Origin of the sequence: Acidipila sp. EB88, from assembly GCF_003858395.1 — a bacterium.
Lineage (GTDB): Bacteria > Acidobacteriota > Terriglobia > Terriglobales > Acidobacteriaceae > EB88.
Genome location: NZ_QWEV01000005.1, coordinates 4028121 through 4045737, shown reverse-complemented (window position 1 = coordinate 4045737; position 17617 = coordinate 4028121). Strand labels below are relative to the sequence as shown.

Annotated in this window: 17 protein-coding genes; 9 read left to right on the top strand and 8 right to left on the bottom strand. The window is 64.8% G+C overall.

Annotation, left to right across the window (positions count from 1 at the left end):
- Positions 1–56: 56 nt before the first annotated feature.
- Positions 57–1601: an amino acid permease gene (locus D1Y84_RS16965; protein WP_124849735.1), complete on the top strand. Its 1545-nt coding sequence runs from the start codon at positions 57–59 to the stop codon at positions 1599–1601.
- Positions 1602–1722: 121 nt separating this feature from the next.
- Here the strand turns inward: D1Y84_RS16965 and D1Y84_RS16960 are convergent, their stop codons facing one another.
- A complete protein-coding gene (locus D1Y84_RS16960) occupies positions 1723–2148 on the bottom strand; it encodes a BrxA/BrxB family bacilliredoxin (protein WP_124849734.1) in 426 nt (141 codons plus the stop codon).
- A gap of 119 nt (positions 2149–2267) precedes the next feature.
- Between D1Y84_RS16960 and D1Y84_RS16955 the strand changes: the two genes are divergently transcribed.
- Positions 2268–3482 (top strand): UDP-N-acetylmuramate dehydrogenase, encoded by a 1215-nt coding sequence (locus D1Y84_RS16955; RefSeq protein ID WP_233581509.1) that lies wholly within the window; start codon positions 2268–2270, stop codon positions 3480–3482.
- Between the two features lie 83 nt (positions 3483–3565).
- Here the strand turns inward: D1Y84_RS16955 and D1Y84_RS16950 are convergent, their stop codons facing one another.
- From D1Y84_RS16950 to D1Y84_RS16935, 4 genes are read right to left on the bottom strand one after another with little or no spacing between them, the layout of a single operon-like run.
- Entirely contained in the window at positions 3566–4327 is a 762-nt protein-coding gene (locus D1Y84_RS16950) for an ATP-binding cassette domain-containing protein (RefSeq protein ID WP_124849733.1), read from the bottom strand.
- 2 nt (positions 4328–4329) lie between these two features.
- On the bottom strand, positions 4330–4998 hold the full coding sequence (gene modB, locus D1Y84_RS16945) for a molybdate ABC transporter permease subunit (protein ID WP_233581508.1): 669 nt from the start codon (positions 4996–4998) through the stop codon (positions 4330–4332).
- Positions 4999–5009: 11 nt separating this feature from the next.
- Positions 5010–5849 carry a molybdate ABC transporter substrate-binding protein gene (gene modA / locus D1Y84_RS16940; RefSeq protein ID WP_124849732.1) on the bottom strand — a complete coding sequence of 280 codons (840 nt, stop codon included), beginning with the start codon at positions 5847–5849 and terminating at the stop codon, positions 5010–5012.
- On the bottom strand, positions 5846–6238 hold the full coding sequence (locus tag D1Y84_RS16935; protein WP_124849731.1) for a helix-turn-helix transcriptional regulator: 393 nt from the start codon (positions 6236–6238) through the stop codon (positions 5846–5848). The genes modA and D1Y84_RS16935 overlap by 4 nt, the downstream gene beginning before the upstream one ends.
- A gap of 350 nt (positions 6239–6588) precedes the next feature.
- Here D1Y84_RS16935 and thrC point away from each other — a divergent pair, with 350 nt between their 5' ends.
- The 3 genes from thrC to trxA all read left to right on the top strand — a co-directional run bounded on the left by thrC (position 6589) and on the right by trxA (position 9810).
- The gene (thrC, locus tag D1Y84_RS16930) at positions 6589–7983 is read left to right on the top strand and encodes a threonine synthase (protein ID WP_233581507.1); all 1395 of its coding nucleotides are present in this window, start codon (positions 6589–6591) and stop codon (positions 7981–7983) included.
- Positions 7984–8043: 60 nt separating this feature from the next.
- Positions 8044–9186, top strand: coding sequence for a homoserine kinase (gene thrB / locus D1Y84_RS16925; RefSeq protein WP_158615542.1), 1143 nt, complete (start codon positions 8044–8046; stop codon positions 9184–9186).
- Between the two features lie 288 nt (positions 9187–9474).
- Entirely contained in the window at positions 9475–9810 is a 336-nt protein-coding gene (trxA, locus tag D1Y84_RS16920; RefSeq protein WP_124849728.1) for a thioredoxin, read from the top strand.
- Between the two features lie 104 nt (positions 9811–9914).
- On the opposite strand, the gene lexA is transcribed toward trxA, so the two are convergent.
- A complete protein-coding gene (lexA, locus tag D1Y84_RS16915; RefSeq protein WP_124849727.1) occupies positions 9915–10526 on the bottom strand; it encodes a transcriptional repressor LexA in 612 nt (203 codons plus the stop codon).
- 298 nt (positions 10527–10824) lie between these two features.
- Here lexA and D1Y84_RS16910 point away from each other — a divergent pair, with 298 nt between their 5' ends.
- From D1Y84_RS16910 to D1Y84_RS16895, 4 genes are all read left to right on the top strand, one after another.
- Positions 10825–11649, top strand: coding sequence for a response regulator transcription factor (locus D1Y84_RS16910; RefSeq protein WP_158615541.1), 825 nt, complete (start codon positions 10825–10827; stop codon positions 11647–11649).
- A complete protein-coding gene (locus D1Y84_RS18730) occupies positions 11646–13193 on the top strand; it encodes a sigma 54-interacting transcriptional regulator (RefSeq protein ID WP_305000443.1) in 1548 nt (515 codons plus the stop codon). The genes D1Y84_RS16910 and D1Y84_RS18730 overlap by 4 nt, the downstream gene beginning before the upstream one ends.
- Before the next feature lie 552 nt (positions 13194–13745).
- Positions 13746–14741, top strand: coding sequence for a sigma-70 family RNA polymerase sigma factor (locus tag D1Y84_RS16900; protein ID WP_233581505.1), 996 nt, complete (start codon positions 13746–13748; stop codon positions 14739–14741).
- A gap of 140 nt (positions 14742–14881) precedes the next feature.
- Positions 14882–15832, top strand: a complete 951-nt coding sequence (locus D1Y84_RS16895) for a hypothetical protein (protein WP_158615540.1) — start codon at positions 14882–14884, stop codon at positions 15830–15832.
- Between the two features lie 111 nt (positions 15833–15943).
- Here D1Y84_RS16895 and D1Y84_RS16890 read toward each other — a convergent pair whose 3' ends face one another.
- On the bottom strand, positions 15944–17101 hold the full coding sequence (locus tag D1Y84_RS16890) for an RES family NAD+ phosphorylase (RefSeq protein WP_199726435.1): 1158 nt from the start codon (positions 17099–17101) through the stop codon (positions 15944–15946).
- Between the two features lie 18 nt (positions 17102–17119).
- Positions 17120–17572, bottom strand: a complete 453-nt coding sequence (locus tag D1Y84_RS16885; RefSeq protein ID WP_199726434.1) for an MbcA/ParS/Xre antitoxin family protein — start codon at positions 17570–17572, stop codon at positions 17120–17122.
- Positions 17573–17617 lie beyond the last annotated feature (45 nt).

The following is a 17617-nucleotide window of genomic DNA, read 5'->3' as shown; positions in this document are numbered from 1 at the left end:
GGCAATCGCAGCGCATATAAGTTCAAACTCAGCACCACAAGAAGGGACTTGGCCCCATGGCGAACCTCCTAGCAACCAAGCCGCTTTCCATGCTCAAGCATGAGGCCAGCGAAGAAGGCGAACACACGCTCAAACGTTCGCTCGGGCCCATCAACCTCATCACGCTTGGCATCGGCGCCATTGTGGGTGCAGGTATCTTTGTGCTTACGGGCCACGCAGCGGCAGCCAACGCGGGTCCTGCGCTGGCGCTCTCGTTTGTGCTCGCCGGCATCACCTGTGCCTTTGCCGGCCTCTGCTATGCCGAATTCGCCTCGATTATCCCCATTGCCGGGTCTGCCTACACCTACGGTTACGCTACGCTCGGCGAGTTCGTCGCCTGGATTATCGGCTGGGACCTTGTGCTGGAGTACGCCTTTGGTGCCGCAACGGTGGCCAGTGGCTGGTCGGGCTACCTGCTTTCGCTGGTGGGCCAGCTTGGCTACACCCCTTCGCCTGCGATCGCCCGCTTCTGTTACAACTACGGCGCCTCGGTCTACCTGACCCACAACCGGTGGCAGCTTGCCGGTTCTTTCCTGCCCGGTTCTGACCTCAGCTCCCTCCCGCATGTCACCGGCGCCTTCAACCTCATCGCTTTCCTGATCATCGCGCTGGTCACGACGATCCTGGTCGTCGGCATCAAGGAGTCGGCGAACCTCAACTCCTTGATCGTGATCGTGAAGCTGCTGATCGTCGGCGTCTTCCTGGTGCTCGGCATCAACTACCTTATTCACCACCCCAGCATCGCGCACGCCAACTGGCACCCGTTCATCCCGCCGAACGAGGGGCCGGGCCGCTACGGAGTCTCGGGGATCGCTGCTGGCGCGGCCTCGGTCTTCTTCGCCTACATCGGCTTTGACGCGGTTTCCACCGCCGCGCAGGAAGCCAAGAACCCTCGCCGAGACATGCCCATCGGTATCCTCGGATCGCTGGTCTTCTGCACCCTTCTGTACATCGTGGTTTCGCTGGTGCTCACCGGCATGGTCAACTACCGCACGCTCAACGTCGCAGAGCCGGTGGCGGTCGGTATTGATGCGACCGGTGTTGCGTGGGGCGGCATCCTGGTCAAGGTTGGCGCGGTGTTCGGGTTGTTCACCGTCATGCTGGTCATGCTGCTTGGCCAGTCGCGCGTGTTCTTCTCCATGTCCAAGGACGGTCTGCTGCCGAAGTGGGCGAGCGCCGTGCATCCCAGGTTCCGCACCCCTTGGATCTCCAGCATCGTGGTCGGCGGCGTGGTTGCTTTTCTCCCTGCCATGCTCGACGTTGACCGCCTCTCGCAGTTGGTCAATATGGGCACGCTGCTTGCGTTTTCCATCGTCTCGGCCGGTGTGTGGATCCTGCGTGTACGGCAGCCTGATCTCGTCCGTCCGTTCAAGACGCCGCTGGTGCCGCTCGTGCCGATCTGCGGCATCATCAGCGCCTTCTACCTCATGTTCCAGCTGCCCGCCCTCACCTGGGAGGTGGTCGGTGTGTGGCTGGTCGTGGGGCTCGTGATCTACTTCGGCTACTCGGTGAAGCACAGCAACGTGCAGAAGCTGCCGCAGGGCGAGACCACGGGGCGCTAGCAGGAGCGCTGCTGAGAAGCAGTGCTCCTGCATCCCAGCAGCCGCAGAAGAAGGGAACCGCTCCTTCAACGCGCAGACAAAAGAGCCCGGCTTTAGCCGGGCTCTTTTGCTGCCGCTCAGCCTACGCGTTTGCCGTAGCGCAGAATTCCTGGAACGCCCTCTGCAGTTCGCCTGCGATGGCCTGTGCCGTGTTGGCCTCAATTGCGTACCGCTGCATCAGGTACACCAATTCTCCGTCGCGCAGAATAGCGATCGCTGGCGAGGTGGGAGGGTTGCTGCCGAAGTAGCCACGCGCCTTTTCGGTCGCGTCGCGATCCTGGCCGGCAAACACCGTGACCGACTGGTCCGGCTTCACCGTACCCTGCAACGCCAGGCGAACGCCCGGGCGCATCTTGCCCGCTGCGCAGCCGCAGATCGAGTTCACAACAACCATCGTGGTGCCGGACTTTGCCAGCGCCGCATCCACTTCCGCCGGGGTCCGCGCCTCAGTGATGCCGACCCGCGTCAGCTCTTCCCGCATCGGGATGACCATGATCTCTGGATACATAAAACTCCTCTCGAGGAAGGGCGTGCGCTTGGTTGCCGCAGCCACCCTTTTATTGTAAGCGCGTCGGCCGCCGGAGCCTGTTCGACCGACGACGCGACGCGTTACCCTAAGGGTTCCAGATGCTCAACTCTCCGGCCCCGATGCATTCTCCCAAACGCGCTGCTGCTACGCCTGCCGCCGACCATCCTGTCGTCACCCCTGGAGCGTCGCTGCACGACACTTTGCCGCAGCCGACGGATGGTGCCGGGCCCGGCTTTCCCCTCCGGGAGCAGGTGCTGCTCGCTCCCTACACCACGTTTGGTATCGGCGGGCCGGCCCGCTGGTTTGCTTCTGTTGCGACGGAGCAGCAGCTTGCCGCAGCCTGCCAATGGGCCCGCAGACAGGGGCTACCCCTGTTTGTGCTCGGAGGCGGCAGCAACGTGCTCGTCGCGGACAGCGGCTTTGCCGGCCTCGTGCTCCACATCGCCCTGCTCGGCGTGCAGACCACGCACGACGATGCTGCGGGCACCACAACGTTCGCAGCGGCTGCGGGCGAAGACTGGGACGCGCTCGTTGCCCGCTCCGTCGGCGCAGGCTGCGCCGGCATGGAGTGTCTTGCCGGCATCCCGGGCACCGTCGGTGGCACCCCCGTGCAGAACGTCGGCGCCTATGGGCAGGAAGTTGCGCAGTGCATCACCTCCGTCCGTTGCTACGATCGCGAAGGAGACTGCTTCGTCTGCTTCCCCAACGAGCAGTGCGGCTTCGCCTACCGCACCAGCCGCTTCAACACCGCGCCGGATCGCGGGCGCTACGTCGTTACCTCCGTGGAGTTCGCGCTGCACCCCGGCGCGGCGCCGTCGCTCGCCTATGCCGATGTGCAGCGCTTCTTCGCCGATCGCACCACCACACCCTCGCTGCCGGAGGTTGCGGAAGCCATCCGCACCATCCGCCGCGCCAAGGGCATGGTGATCGACAACGCCGCTCAACCGGCGCGCGATCCTGACACCCGCAGCGCCGGCTCTTTTTTCAAGAATCCTGTTGTCGCCGAGACGCTCTACCGCTCGATCGCCGCCTCCGTCGCCCCTGCGAACACACCGTCTTATCCCGCGCCCGCCGCCACGGATGGCAGCCCTCAGCGCAAGCTGCCCGCTGCATGGCTGCTGGAGCAGGCAGGTTTTCCAAAGGGGTTCCGCATGGCCGGCGCCGCCATCTCCTCCAAGCACACGCTCGCACTCACCAACCACTCTGGCGAGGCCACTGCCGCCGAGGTCATCGCCCTTCGCGATGCGCTTGCCACAGGGGTGAAGCTGCGCTTCGGCGTTCAACTGGAGCAGGAACCGATTTCGGTCGGATAGTCGGCTGCATGGCTGGCAGTATCCGGGTGCGGCCGCGCCGGGTCGTTGCCCAGGGCGTGTGAACGCCACAGCGCCAGGTCCAGCTAGCGCGCCTCTTCCACCGCGTCACGCGCGCCAAACTGCTCTAGCGCCCGCATCCGTTCGCCGGCAAGGATTCGCTCAGGCGGGCCTTGGGCCGTCACCGATCCTTCCGCGATACGCACCACGTAGTCGGCATGGCTCCAGACCTCCGCAGCGTCATGCGAGACGAGCAGCGTCGCGATGTTGTGCTGCTGGAGATAGGGCCCGAGCGCCAGCCAGGTGTCCTTCTTGCTGGCGCCGTCGAGCGCACTGAACGGTTCATCCAGCAGCAGCAGCCGTGGCTGGCGCACCATCGCCCGCACCAGCGCCACACGCTGCCTTTCTCCACCCGAGAGCGTGGCAGGCCACCGCGACCGCAGCTCATTGAGCTGAAACAGCTCGCAGGGCTGATCGATGCGCGCCTTCTGCTCGGCCGGCGACAAATGCCTGAGCCCAAATCCGAGGTTGTCCTGCACAGACAGGTGCGGGAACAGCGCAGGCTGCTGCGTGACCAGCCCGATGCGTCGGTCCGCGGGCGGCAGAACGATGGCGGCGGCTGTATCCAGGAGAACCCGGCCTTCCAGCGCCACCCGGCCGTCGCGCGGCTGACAAAGGCCAGCCAGAATCCTGAGCAGCGTGCTCTTGCCGGAACCCGATGGCCCGAACAGCGCGGAGCGCTCGCCACTTAGGCATAAGCTGGCCTGCATCGGCAGCGACCCGATGCGGTGACTCAGGTGGATCTCCAGCAGCGGGGCTCCGCTGTGCCCGGTTGCGCCCTGCGCCACGCTCACCAAGATCGCGACCGCCGTTGACGCAGCGAGTACAGCGCGGTGAGGCCGGCAACCGAGGCCACCAGCAACAGGGTCGCAGTACGATTCGCGGCGGCATAATCAAAGCTTTGTACCGAGTCGAGCAGCGAAATGGAAAGCGTACGCGTCGCTCCCGGGATATCGCCCCCGATCATCAGCACCACGCCGAACTCGCCCACAGTGTGCGCAAACGCCAGCAGCACGCTGCCCAGGATCGCGCGGCGCGACAAGGGCAGCAGCACCGACCACACCACCCGGAGCCGCCCTGCACCCAGCAGCGCAGCTGCTTCCAGCAGCTCCCGCGGAACCTGCGAAAAGCCCGCTACCAGTGGCTGCAACGCAAACGGCAGGCTGTACAAAAGGGAACCGATCAGCAGCCCCGCGAAGGAAAACGCCAGCGGGTGCCCCAGCACGTGGGTCAACGCGCGTCCCAGGGCTGTGCGTGGGCCAAGCAGCACCAGCAGGTAGTAGCCAAGCACGGTCGGCGGCAGCACCAGCGGCACCATCGCGATCGCCTCTGCCACCGGTCGCCAGCCGCTGCGGCCCAGTACCAGCCACGCCGCTAGCGGAACGGTCGCTACAAGCAACAGCAGGGCGCATAGCGAGGAAAGGCGCAGGGTAAGCAGCAGGGCTTCGGTGTCCACCATCTCTCTAGGGTCTACTGTGGCGGCTGCAGCCCGCCACTCGCCAGCATCGCGCGGGTCGACGGGGCAGCGAGGAAGTGCAGCAGCTGCTCGGCGGCCGCTGCATTGGCACCCTTGTGCAGCACAACGGCACCCTGCACGATCGGCGGGTAGAACTCCTCGGGAACTTTCAGGTAGGTGCCATCCGCACTGAGCTTCGCGCTGCTGGCGCTGGTCAGCGACAGGAAGCCCACCTCGGCATTGCCGGAATCGGCATACTGGGCTGCCTGGGCAATGTTTTCAGCCACCTTTAGCTTGGGGCCCAGAGTGCTCGCAAGGTGCATGGTTGCAATGGCAGCCTTGGCCGCGCGTCCGTAGGGAGCATGGTCCGGGTTCGCGATGGCGACGGATTGCAGCTGCGGGTGGCGCAGCACGGCGAACGTCAGGGGACCGCCCCGCAACACCTTGGCATCGTGCCGTGCCCACAGCACCAGCGTTCCGCGCGCATATGGCACGGGCCGGCTTTCGTTGGTGAGGCCGGCAGCGACGAGGCGCTGGGGATAGCTCATGTCGGCGGCCAGGAACAGGTCGAACGGAGCACCGTTGAAGATCTGCTGCGTCAGCGTCGCCGAGCTCTGGTAGGTAGCCTCCGCGTGGATCCCGGTGCGGTGCTCGAACGTTTCAAGCACTGCGGGCAGCACCGGTTGCAGATCAGCAGCGGCTGCTACATGCACAACGGGAACAGTGTGCGCGGACTGCGCAGAGAGTAACGCAGAACCACCGCAGCAGAGCGCCCAGACCGCCGCCAGTATTGCAGCCCGGCGCACTGCCAGTTGCCACCCAGCGCCTGACTGGTTTTTCAGGATTGTTTTCATACGCGCAACACCATGACTTCTGTGGCCTTCACCAGGGCAGCCACCGTCTCGCCCACGACCAGGTTAAGTTCGCGCGCTGCATCTGCCGTGATGATGGACGTGAGGATCTGGCCGCCGATCGAAATCTTGACCTGTGCCAGCAGTCCTTCAACCCGCAAATCCACCACGCGGCCCACAAGCTGGTTGCGCCCCGAAATCGTGCGCATCATTTCGCGCTTCGGCGTCTCCGGACCGCGGGCCTTGTGCAGCCATGCGTCCAGTTCGCTTTCATCGATGCGGTAGTGCCCACCCGGGGTCTTTGCTGCCTTGACCTTCCCGTTGTAGAGCCATTGCTTCATGGTCGGGTAGGAGATGCCCAGGCGAAGCGCGGCCTCTCTGGGCGTAAGCATGGCTGGCATAGCCGGTAGTATACGACTTTGTCTCGCTATCTCCGGTACGACTTAGCCCGGTTGTTCCCGCAGCGTTCTGGGTCGGCTGCGCTGTGCAGAGACCTAGCAGTCATCGGCGTGCTTCAAACCGGGCCTGCGTGGAGGCGTTCTGGCCGGCGCTCTCAAGCAGTCCTTCCTGTTGCGTGCGGTTATACTGGCGACGCCTCTGCACCTGCGGGCAGCAACATCCGCCAAAGGGTCCTGTCGCCGGTCGACGACGCTGCGCCGAGCCGGACACCGGACCACGCAAGACCCGTTCCGATGCGGTAGGCTAACTAACTATGCATAGTGCAGCGTATGAGGCCACTGCCGTGAATGAGACAGGCGCAACCGACCTCCATCAACTCCTCTGCACCGGGTGTGGCACCCAGGCTGGTCGCGGCACCCTTAAAGGCGACCTCCGTTGCGAGTGCGGCGACCTTTATGCCGTGCACTATCCCCATTGGTCGAGCTCTGAGGGCGCGGACAGACTTTCGGTGCAGCAGATGCGTGACCGCTGGCAGCGGCGGCGTCTTTCCAGCGCCGCCATTGACCAGAGCGGTGTCTGGCGCTTCCGCGACCTCCTGCCCATCGTGCAGGACACCTCCAAGATCATCACCCTGCGGGAAGGCAACACGCCCCTGTTTCATCTGAAGCAGAGCGGGCGCCGCCTTGGGCATGAGGCGCTCTACGCCAAGCACCAGGGGATGAATCCTACCGGCTCTTTCAAGGACACCGGTATGACCGCCGCGCTCTCCGTCGCGCACGAGGATGGTTTCGACTGGGTGGCCTGCGCCTCCACGGGAAATACGTCCGCCGCCATGGCAGCCTATGCAGCGCGCGCAGGCATGCGTTCGCTGGTGCTGATTCCCGAAGGCAAGATCGCCTGGGGTAAGCTGTCGCAGTCCATGGACTACGGCGCCCATACCTTCCAGCTGAGAACTGACTTCGACGGCTGTGTGCGGGTGCTTGCGGAAGTGGTGCGCCGCGCCCCGGTGTTTCTGCTCAACTCGGTGAACCCCTACCGGCTGGAGGGGCAGAAGACCCCGGCGTTCGAGATCGCCGAAGCGATGAACTGGGATGTTCCCGATCACGTGATCGTGCCGGGCGGCAATCTGGCCAATGTCTCAGCCTTGGGTAAGGGGTTTGAGGAACTGATGCTGCTTGGTCTCACGACGCGCATGCCGAGGCTCTCGGTGATCCAGGCCGAGGGTGCGAACCCGCTCTATCGGCTGATCCAGAAGGGTGCCGATGCCAGCCGCCTTGAGCCGGTGACAGCTAAAACGCGGGCCAGCGCCATCCAGATCGGCAATCCCGCCTCGTGGCGCAAGGCGCTGCGCATCCTGCAGCTCACCGACGGGTACTGCGAACAGGTTTCAGAAGCCGAACTGGCCCTGGCCAAGGCCGAGATTGGCAGGGAAGGCATCGGCTGCGAGCCGGCTTCCGCAGTGACGCTCGCCGGCTTCAAGAAGCTGCAGGCAGCCGGGAGGATCGATCCCGGGGCGTCCGTCGTCCTGTTCCTGACTGGGCACACACTGAAAGACTCTGATTTCACCATCCAGTACCACCGGGGCGAGCTGCTCGATGCCGCGGAGATGTCTTCCTATGCGGGCGAGATCAAGGCCACGCAGCGTAACTCCGAGCTGCTCGACGCGGATGCCGACACCATCCTCCGCGCCATGAGCAAGCTCAATACCCTGGACCACGCTGGAGCGATGCATGCGTGATACTTCGCCCGCGCAAGGGCAGCAATGGACCCGGCCCGCAAGCTCTCGAGGGAAGCAGTTTTGAGTGCTGCCATACCTGCTCCGATCCGTCTTCGTCTTCCTGCGACTTCCGCCAATCTGGGCCCAGGCTTTGACGCGATCGCCCTGGCCCTCGCCCTCTATCTCGAGGTAGATGCCAGGCCCATCGCCACCTCTGCGCACGCGGTGCTGCCAGCATTTCAGATCGAGGCTTCCGGTCGCAGTGTGGCGCTTTGCTCCGCGCTCACCGGCAACCTTCTGCTCGACACCTACCGCGAGACCTGGATGCGGCACGCGGGCTCTATGGGCAGCGCGGCGATACCGCTTCATCTCTCGGTGCGCAACGGGATCCCGCTTGGCATGGGCTGCGGCTCGTCGGCTGCTTCCCGGTTCGCTGGAGTGGCGCTTGCGTCGCACTTCGCCGGACTGGGCTGGGACCAACTGCGCATGCTCGAGGAGGTTGCCGCGCTCGAACACCATCCTGACAATGCGGCTGCCTGCTGCCTTGGCGGGTTTGTGGTCTCGGGCTACCTGGCTGCGGACGCGACTCCAGAGAAGTATTTGTCGGCGACACCACCTGCGATGGACTCTGCGATCAAAGGCGCGCTCACAGACATGAGCCTCGGAGGCGCTGCCGGCGCACAGGGCTCCGGCCCACTACCCGCCACCGTCTCGTCTCAACTCAGGGTGCGGGCGGTCTCCATCCATCCACCGGCCTCCTGGTATGCGTTGCTGGTTCTGCCGGAACGTCCCTTCGCCACGGTAGAGTCCCGCGCAGTGCTTCCAGAGCAGTACGGCCTCGACGCCATCGTTCCCAATCTTCAAAATGTCGCTCTGCTGGTTGCCGCTTTTGGCCAAGGACGGGGCGACCTCCTGCACGTGGCCACAACCGATCGGCTCCATCAGCCCTTCCGGGGTAAGGTTTGCCCCTTGTTGCCGCGTCTTCTGCCGCTGGCCGGGTCCGCAGGCATCCTCAGCGTCACGCTGAGCGGTGCGGGGTCGGGCGTGCTGTGCCTCCTCGAAAGCGAAGCCTCGGTCGCCGAGGCATCGGCTCGCGTGCTGGCAGCCGCGGCGCATAGTACCCATTCTGATGGGCAGGGAGCGCTGCCTATTGCCGAGCTGCTGCCGTGCGCGCTTGCCACCGGGGCAGCTATTCTTCATGCCGAGGAAATCCTGGAAAAATAATGCTTCTGTTCTGTCGGCAACAGCAATTTTTTGGGACTTAGTTACCGAAGTTTGCTTTACAGCCGCAGGTGACACCCCCTATGTTCGTGCAGTGGGCAGCTCTGGGGGAGGGCTGCTCCCTGCGCCCGTGGCTTGTTGAGCACGGGCGCTTATGCGTTCAAGCGCCCACCTGCGACGTTCGGCCCTCTTCCTGCATCTATTGTTGAGCAAGGATCTACGCTGGTCTGGATTCGAGTGACGCTTCGGCGGACGAAGCGCAACAGGATGCGGCCTTCAAGGGAGAGCAACATGGCAGGTGTGGGCGTACACGAAGTAAACGACAGCAGTTTCGAGGCGGAGGTTCTGCAGTCTTCGCAGCCTGTTCTGGTGGATTTCTGGGCAGGCTGGTGCGGCCCCTGTAAGGCACTCGCTCCCATTGTGGACGAAGTGGCAAAGGATTTCGACGGCAAGCTCAAGGTCATGAAGATGGACGTGGACCGGAACTCGGCCACCCCGGCACGCTACGGCATTCGCGGCATCCCGGCCCTGTTGATCTTCAAGGACGGCAAGCTTGCGGACCAGATCGTGGGCTACGTGCCCAAGGACACGATCTCAAAGTCGGTCAGCAAGGTTGTTGGCGTCTAGTTAGCACGAGCCGGCGCTATTACCGGTCGCTGACAGATCCAAAACGCAAAGAAAAGAGCCCGGGGATCCCGGGCTCTTTTCATTTGTGAGTTCAAGCACCGTACTTAGTAACGACGCAGCACGCCGAGCACCCGCCCCTGCACCTCTACCTGGCCGGCTGGTATCAGGATCGGCAGCATCTCCTGGTTGGAGGGTTGCAGCCGGACGGTGTCGCCTTCCACGTAGAAACGCTTCAGGGTTGTTTCCGAGCCCCGGACCAGGGCCACTACGATCTCACCATCGCGGGCGGCGCGTGTCCGCTCTACCAGCACATAATCTCCATCCACGATGTGTTCGTCCCGCATGGAGTCGCCGCTTACCTCCAGCGCAAACACCTCCTTGTTGCCCACGATGTCGGACAGCGAGATGGTCTCGCTGGTCTGCACCGCTTCCACCGGCAGCCCGGCGACGATCCGTCCCATCAACGGGAGGCGCTCGCGGGTGGGTGCAGCGCGTTGTGCCCGGGGCTGCGGCAACACGTCAATCGACCGGCTGCGGTTGTGCCCACGCTGCAGAATTCCTTTGGTTTGCAGGTTCGTGATGTGTTTGTGCACGGTGGCCAGCGACTTCAGGTTGAGCCCGCGCGCGATCTCCTCGAACGACGGCGAGTAGCCCTGCCGTTCCACAAACCCTGCAATGAAGTCCAGTACTTCCTTTTGTCGACGTGTAACAGCCATAGTCGCCCATTATAGCGAAGAAAAAGCGAATTGCAAGGTGGTGTCGCCCGAGAGGGTACCGGTGCCAGGCTCTGCATTGGGCGGCCCCAAGGCGCCCGGGCGGCTGCGAACCTCGCTCTTCCTGAATCGAAATGCGTCAGTCAAGCGAGACCTGGCGCAATCCTGAGGTAAGGTCCGCTTTTGGGACGACCAGTGGCGGCCGGGTTCAGAAGAGAAGAAGGCTCTGGGGAAAGGCGGGAAAGGTGTACCGCGACTGCGTATGCGGTCGTAGGTTGGGTGTGGGAGAAGCGGGATGCGCGTGCTGATTGCAGAAGATGATGAAAAGCTGGGAATGCTTCTGCGCCGCGCCTTGTTGTCCGAAGCATCGGAGATCGAGCTTGCCGCCGACGGGGAACAGGCGATCACCCGTTTCCTGGAACAGGAGCCCGCACTGCTGATTCTGGACCTGGACCTTCCGGTACGTTCCGGGATGGAGGTGCTTGCAGCCGCGCGTGCTGCCTCGCCCCGTTGCTCCATCCTGGTCGTGAGCGGCCGAGCCGAGACACAGTGCCGCATCGCCTGCCTGGATGCCGGTGCGGACGACTGCCTGCAGAAGCCGTTCTCACTCGGGGAGCTTCGTTCACGATGCCGGGCCATGCTGCGCCGGCAGGCAGCGCTGGTTCCTGACCGTGCGGCTGTTTCCCCGGTGCTCACCGTGGGCGCGCTCGCGATGGACCGCATGCTTCGCCGGGTCGCCATTGCCGATCGGCCCGTTCATCTCACGAACCTGGAGTTTGCCCTGCTGGAGCAGTTGATGCTCGCAGGCGGAAACGTCGTGACACGGAGTTTTCTCCGCGAAGCGGTGTGGCAGGACGCGGCACGCGAGACCAACGTGCTGGATGTCCACATGGGCACGCTGCGCCGCAAACTCAACAGCACAGGGAGCACGGTGCTGCTTGGCTCCGTACGCGGAGTCGGCTACTCCCTGCGCGTGGCACAGCCGCAGCCGGTGATGCCGCGGCACAACAGCATCGCACCGGCGCCGGTGCCGCTGGAACCGGTGATCCATCCGGGCGACTGGGCGGCTACGGAAGCACGGCAGCAGCGAGCGTATCAGCAAGCGTATCCAGGAGGATTGGCATGACCCCTTTCGACGCGACACGGATTTCCCAGGCACCCCTGCGCCATACCCCTGCTCTGGCGCCCGTGCCTGGGAAGAGTGGTTCCCGGCGCAGCGTCCTGCTGGTCAGTGCGGATGGTGCGGCGCGCTCTGCACTGGCGGCCGATCTGCGGATGCGCCGCTGGACCGTGCGTGAAGCAGCCGGGGCGGCAGCGATGTTCTTCCTTCTGGAGCAGGAAACTCCGTCCACCCTTGTGCTGGACGGGTGGCTGCCTGATCTCGAGGCGGAGGAGTGTAGCCGGCTGCTGACGGCGGAGTTTCCCGGGATGGATGTACTGCGGATGGATGGCACTGGCCCCGGCACGGCTGCGGCTGCCCCGCACCGGGCGGAGTTGCTCCATGTACTGCGCCACGCACAGGCCGCCCAGCAGGCGGCCCCGGTAGACGAGCCAGCCTGGGAGCGCACGGCAACCGCGGAAGTCGAGGCGATGCTGCCTCAGGACGCGGACCGGGCGATGGCGCAGGAGCCCGGGCGCGTTTGGGAAGGGAACCAGGACCCTCGCGATGCGGGGCGCGGTGCGGTGCCGGTGCAATCGTTCGCGCCGGCGTCGCTGACCACTCCCCTGGCGTTTGCTGCAGAAGCGGCACGGAGTGGGGACGGTCCTCCCGTCGCGCCGGGCCGCGGCAGTGCGCCTCTCCAAGCAGACCCCGGTGCGCCGCCGCAGGCACCTGCCGGCGAGGGCGACAACCGGGCGCAGGTCGCCGCTCAAGATGGCGAGACCACCGGCGCGGCGCAGGCGGCAACGGTCCCGCTCCCGGAGTTCATCGGCCGGGATACCCGCATGCTGGAAGTCAGCCGCAGGATCCGCCTGGTCGCCCATCGCAGCACGCCCGTGCTGGTGCATGGTCCAACGGGTACGGGCAAGGAGTTGGTGGCGCGGGCGATCCACCGGTTGAGCACACGCCATGAAGGCCGCTTCGTCGCCATCAACTGCGCCGCCATCCCCGAAGCCCTGGTCGAGGCAGAGTTGTTCGGGCATGCGCGCGGCGCGTTTACCGGGGCGGTGCACGCGCGGATGGGGCGCATCGAGGCGGCCGCGGGCGGCACCCTGTTCCTGGACGAAGTGGGTGAGCTGCCCCTGCCCGTCCAGAGCAAGCTGTTGCGCTTCCTGGAGAGCGGGGAGATCCAGAGAGTGGGCGAAAACGAGGCGGTCCGGATTGATGCCCGCATTGTGGCTGCGACCCACCGCAAGCTGGGAGCCATGGCGCTGGAAGGCACCTTCCGGACCGACCTGTTGCACCGCCTGGCAGTGTTCCTGGTGCACACACCCGCGCTTGCCGGGCGCATCGACGACATCGATGCGCTGCTTTCGCACGCGATGGGGAGACTGGGCAGGACTGAGCCTGCCAAGCAGCTCACTGCGGCAGCGCGCGCCAAGCTGCGCGCCCACGCATGGCCAGGCAATGTGCGCGAGTTGGAGCACACTGTGGAGCGGGCCTGGATCCTTGCAGGCGGCGCGCCGGCAATCGATGCAGAGTGCGTGGACTTCGGAGACTCGCTCCTGTAACTACGTCAGTGTGTGCCTGCAAGGGGCAAACGATACAGGGTGTTCCTGCCTGGTGCGCCAGGGTCGGAACGCTGTTTTGCTGCGTCTGTGTGACAGGTCGCGTTGTCTGCCATGACGACGCATGCCCCTGTAGGGACACGAAAGGGCCGCACAGCGTCCGCGGTGTTAGCCGCGGATGCAACCACGGATCCAAATCGCGGATGCAAACGTCTCCGCTGTCCCCTCCTCATGGCAGCCCGTCCGCAGCTGCTTCTCTGCGGCATGCCCCAACCATAGTTACAGATGCTTTCCGGCGTTGACGCCCAGCGCGGAAGCCGGGCGCTGAGCTACGTGGCCCGCGTCGTTGCAGCGATGCTGCCGGCAGCGTGTGCCCTGCAAAAACAGCCTGCTGGTATGCGCCGGAGCAGCTCGCTCGCGGGGGAACATGAAGTTTTCTTCATGAAGAAACCCCCAGGAAGCAGCGTCCTTGGCGGCCACTCTCTTGCACAAGTGTCCTGTCATAGGGCAGCGCAGCAGCAACATGCAGGCGAGCCCAGCGAAGCAACACGGGGGATGGGCGATGCAGGGTTTCAAGCGCAGACACAGGATCAGACACAGTCGCAGGTACAGGCGGGCGTGCAGCAGGCAGGGCTGTACCTCGGCACAGGCAACGCAGCGTCGGCAAAGCTGAAGCAGCTGCCGGCAGTGGGCGGGATGCCGGTGCGGGGAGGTCAACATACAGGCAGCCTCATGGTGGGGGGCAAGGTTCCCCAGGTGCAGCGTGTGACCGAGCCAGGCGCTCGCGGCCTCACCACTGCGCAGGAGCAGCTGTTGCTGGCGCACCTCCCGATTGTTCGCTTTGTGGCGCGCGCCATTCACGACCGCCTGCCGCAGCACGTGGAGCTGGACGAGCTGGTCAGCGCCGGTACGCTGGGCCTGGTGGATGCGGCGCGCAAGTTCAACCCGACCAAGAACGTGCAGTACCGTTCGTACGCGCAGTTCCGTGTTCGCGGAGCGATCCTCGACAGCCTGCGGGCGCTGGATTGGAGTCCCCGCGAGCTGCGGCGCAAAGGGCGTGCACTCCACGAAGCGGCGAACACGCTCAAGGCGAGACTGGGGCGCGAACCACAGGATGCAGAGGTGGCGGCTGCCATGGGGCTCTCGCTGCTGCATCTGCAGCAGCTCACGGGCCAGTTGCGGAGCCTTGAGATGGGCAGCCTGCAGACAGAGCGTGGCGGCGAAGACGGTGGCGATGAAGAGCTGCAGTTTCTCCCGGCCAAGGAGAGCGAGAACCCGCTGGCCATGCTGCTCGAAGGAGAGGCGCGCGACAGGGTTCGCACCGCGCTGGAAAGTCTTCCTGCACGCGAGCGGGAAGTGATGCTGCTGTACTACTTCGAAGAACTGACGATGCGCGAGATCGGCTCGATGCTTGGCGTGGTGGAATCGCGCATTTCGCAGATTCACCACATGGCCCTGCGACGACTCCGCGTTTCGGTAGCCGAGCTGCGCGGCAAGCCGCGAGGCTGCCCTGCACCGGCCGCGTACCAGCAGGAGCGGCTCGCGAGTTAGCTGCGACGTTCTGCAACGAGCAGAAACGGCCGCGGGCAAACGCGACACAGGCACTCGGTCGCCGGGCGAGTGCACGGCGAACAATCTTCAAGGGCGACGAACACAGGGGGAATGTGATGACAGGATGTATGCAGGGAATCGTGGCAACTGGAGCAACCGCCCGCGTGGTGAACACGTGGGCCCACCCAGGCTGCACAGGTATCGAGTATCAGGGGGAGACGAGCCCACCGCAGCCTGCGGCAGCGCCCGGAAGCGGACCCTGTGCGGTTGTCGCGTGCGCGGCCCAGGGGGTGTACCACTTCAACGGGCAGTGGGCCTGCAGCGTGGATTGTCTCGAGCAGTTGCTGCGTGCGGTTGTGATCGCAGAGCAGGCGCTGGCCGCTGCCGCTGCGCTCCATGCTGCTCCGCGAGTCAAGCTGGGTCGCATCCTGATCGAGCAAGGAATTATCAATGAAGCACAGCTGGAACAGGCGCTTCGTTCCCAGCGGTCCGTAGGTGCCGGCAAGCTCGGCTGCTGGCTGAAGCAGCAGGTGGAGTTGCCGGAGGCGGACTTTACGGCAGCCTTGTCGATCCAGTGGCAGCGTCCCGTGTTTCGGATGGGCGCATTCCAGGCTGCTCGCATGGTGAGCTATCTTCCTGCTGCCCTGATGGAAAAGCATGGTGCACTGCCGCTTCGGATCACCGGCGCGCCTGAGCGCCTTTCCATCTGCTTTGAAGACCACATTGACCTGGAGCTGCTGAGTGCGGCTGAGCGCATGCACGGGCTTTCCGTGGATGCCGGGCTGCTGACCGCAACGGAGTTCTGGCAGGTGACGCGCGAGTTGCTCGGCCAGAGACCGCCTGCCTGTGTGTCGGTGGAAGCCGCGAGCGTGCCCGGCATGACCGCTGCCATGTCCCAGTTGCTGTGCGATCCCGCAGTGATCACGTCACGTCTGGTCGCGGTCCATGGTTGTTACTGGTTGCGGGTGTGGAAGCAGGGCAGCACGGCTCATCAAACATTTGGTGGCTCTCTGGAACACGACAGCATGAGACATCACGGCATGCACGAAGGCGTCCTGGTCCCGTGCGACTTCCTGTGCAACCCGCAATGATGCACGGAGCCATCGCAGGCAGGGGAAGAACGGGAAGCTTGCTGCGGCAGACGCTGGCGGGTATCCGCTGAACGGAGCAGCGGCGGGCTCGCCCGGGCTCCGTGGGAGGGCTCAGGGCTCGTCGCTGAGTGAGCGTTCCGGCACCAGCATCGGCGCTTGTGCCGGCCGCGACCCGACCGGCGGCAGCTGCAGGGGCGGAGCTATGGATGCTGCTTCCTTATCGCTCTGAGCGGCAGGATGATCCAGCGGTACGGCTGCTACGCTGACCGGCCGATTGGTCGGCATGCTGGCGCCCTCCTCCAGGGAGGCCTTGCCCTTGCTCCGGGTACGCACTTTGAGCACGTCAGTCTGCCCCTCCTGTCGAGCAACGCGCGCAAAGGTGGCAGGGGAGTCGGGGTACCAGGTAAGGCGATGGAGATCCCGCTTGCGCACGTCCTGCACCGATTTCGGCTGAAAGCAAGCGAGGCACGTGCCGCCCGGGCGGCGGATGCTGGGATAAAGAACGCCTTGGGAGCCGATCTCCAGCAGGTGCACGGCAAGCTGCTGCGAAGTCACATAGGAGTCTGGCTGGAGACAGGCCAGCCTTACGGACGCCTCCGGTGCCTCGGCTGCCACCTGCCCGCTCGTAGCGTCGCCCCCTGTTACCTGCGGGCTGCGCAGGTCATGAAATGAACCGGCGAAGTTTGCCTGGTACTGGTCGTAATCCAGGATCTCGGGTTGATCCCAATGGATCTCGCGCAACTGTACGTCGCGATGGAAGAGCACTTCGGCCTTGGCAGTGGCCAGCTCAAACGCGGCATACCAGGCTCCGCGGAAAGGAGTCGAGAAACGCGCCCCCAGCGGGTGCGGATGAGCAAACGCTGCATTGATGATCCGGGCCGAGGGAACGCCCAGGGCAAGCTCACGCGCCGCCAGTCCCGCACGGTTGCCATGTTCTGCCAGCAGGCGCTCATTCGTGGCATTGTCGAGGGCGTAGAGCACCTGCAGATCCTCGTCCGAGTCTGCGAGACGGGTCAGCACGGAATCGCTGTAGCGCGCGGGCAGAAGTCTGGAGGCAGTTACCCGCTCAAGCACAGTGACGGGTGGGACGTAGCGCGCGAGCGGCAGCAGGCTGGGCGACGCCGGCCCACGGGCTCCGCGCAGCTCCTCGGCCATGGCCTGGAAGCTCTGCCGCCTTGCTGGCCGCACCTGGCGACGCGCGGACTTGCGTGCACCGCTGCGGGGACCCTTGGAAGTCCTGACTGTGTTGTCGTCGGCTGCTGCGCTCACGCGGCTTCGCTCCCTGCTTCAGCCGCCACGCCGGGCATCGAGCAGGCGCCGCACGGTCTCCATGGCAGGCGCTTGCCCGTGCAGCATGTACTCGAGCGGGGTGCGATTGCGAAAGATTTCGTTGGCGTTGGGCAGTTGTACCCAGCGATCCGCGAGCGGCGTGCTGAACAGGATATTGAGTGATTTGAAAATCCCAACCAGGTACGAGATACGCAGCAGCATGTCGGGTTTCAGCATGGGCGCTGTGCCACTCTTCCAGCTGTAAAACGTTCCATTGGAGACGCCGCCAAGCAGTCTCCGGGCGTCCTGATCCCGGATTCCCCAGTGCGCCATCATGTTGAAGAAGGCGCGAAGCGCAGCCGGCGCCAGCCGGCGACGCTCTTCCGCATCGCCCAGGTCCGGGAAGGCGGGCGGCGCATAGGAGCTGGAGGGATACACCGATGGGGCGGGATGGTTCGTCGACTTTGCCAACAGCTGGTTCGCCTCGCTCGCCTGAAACCTTCCGCTATTTTGCTC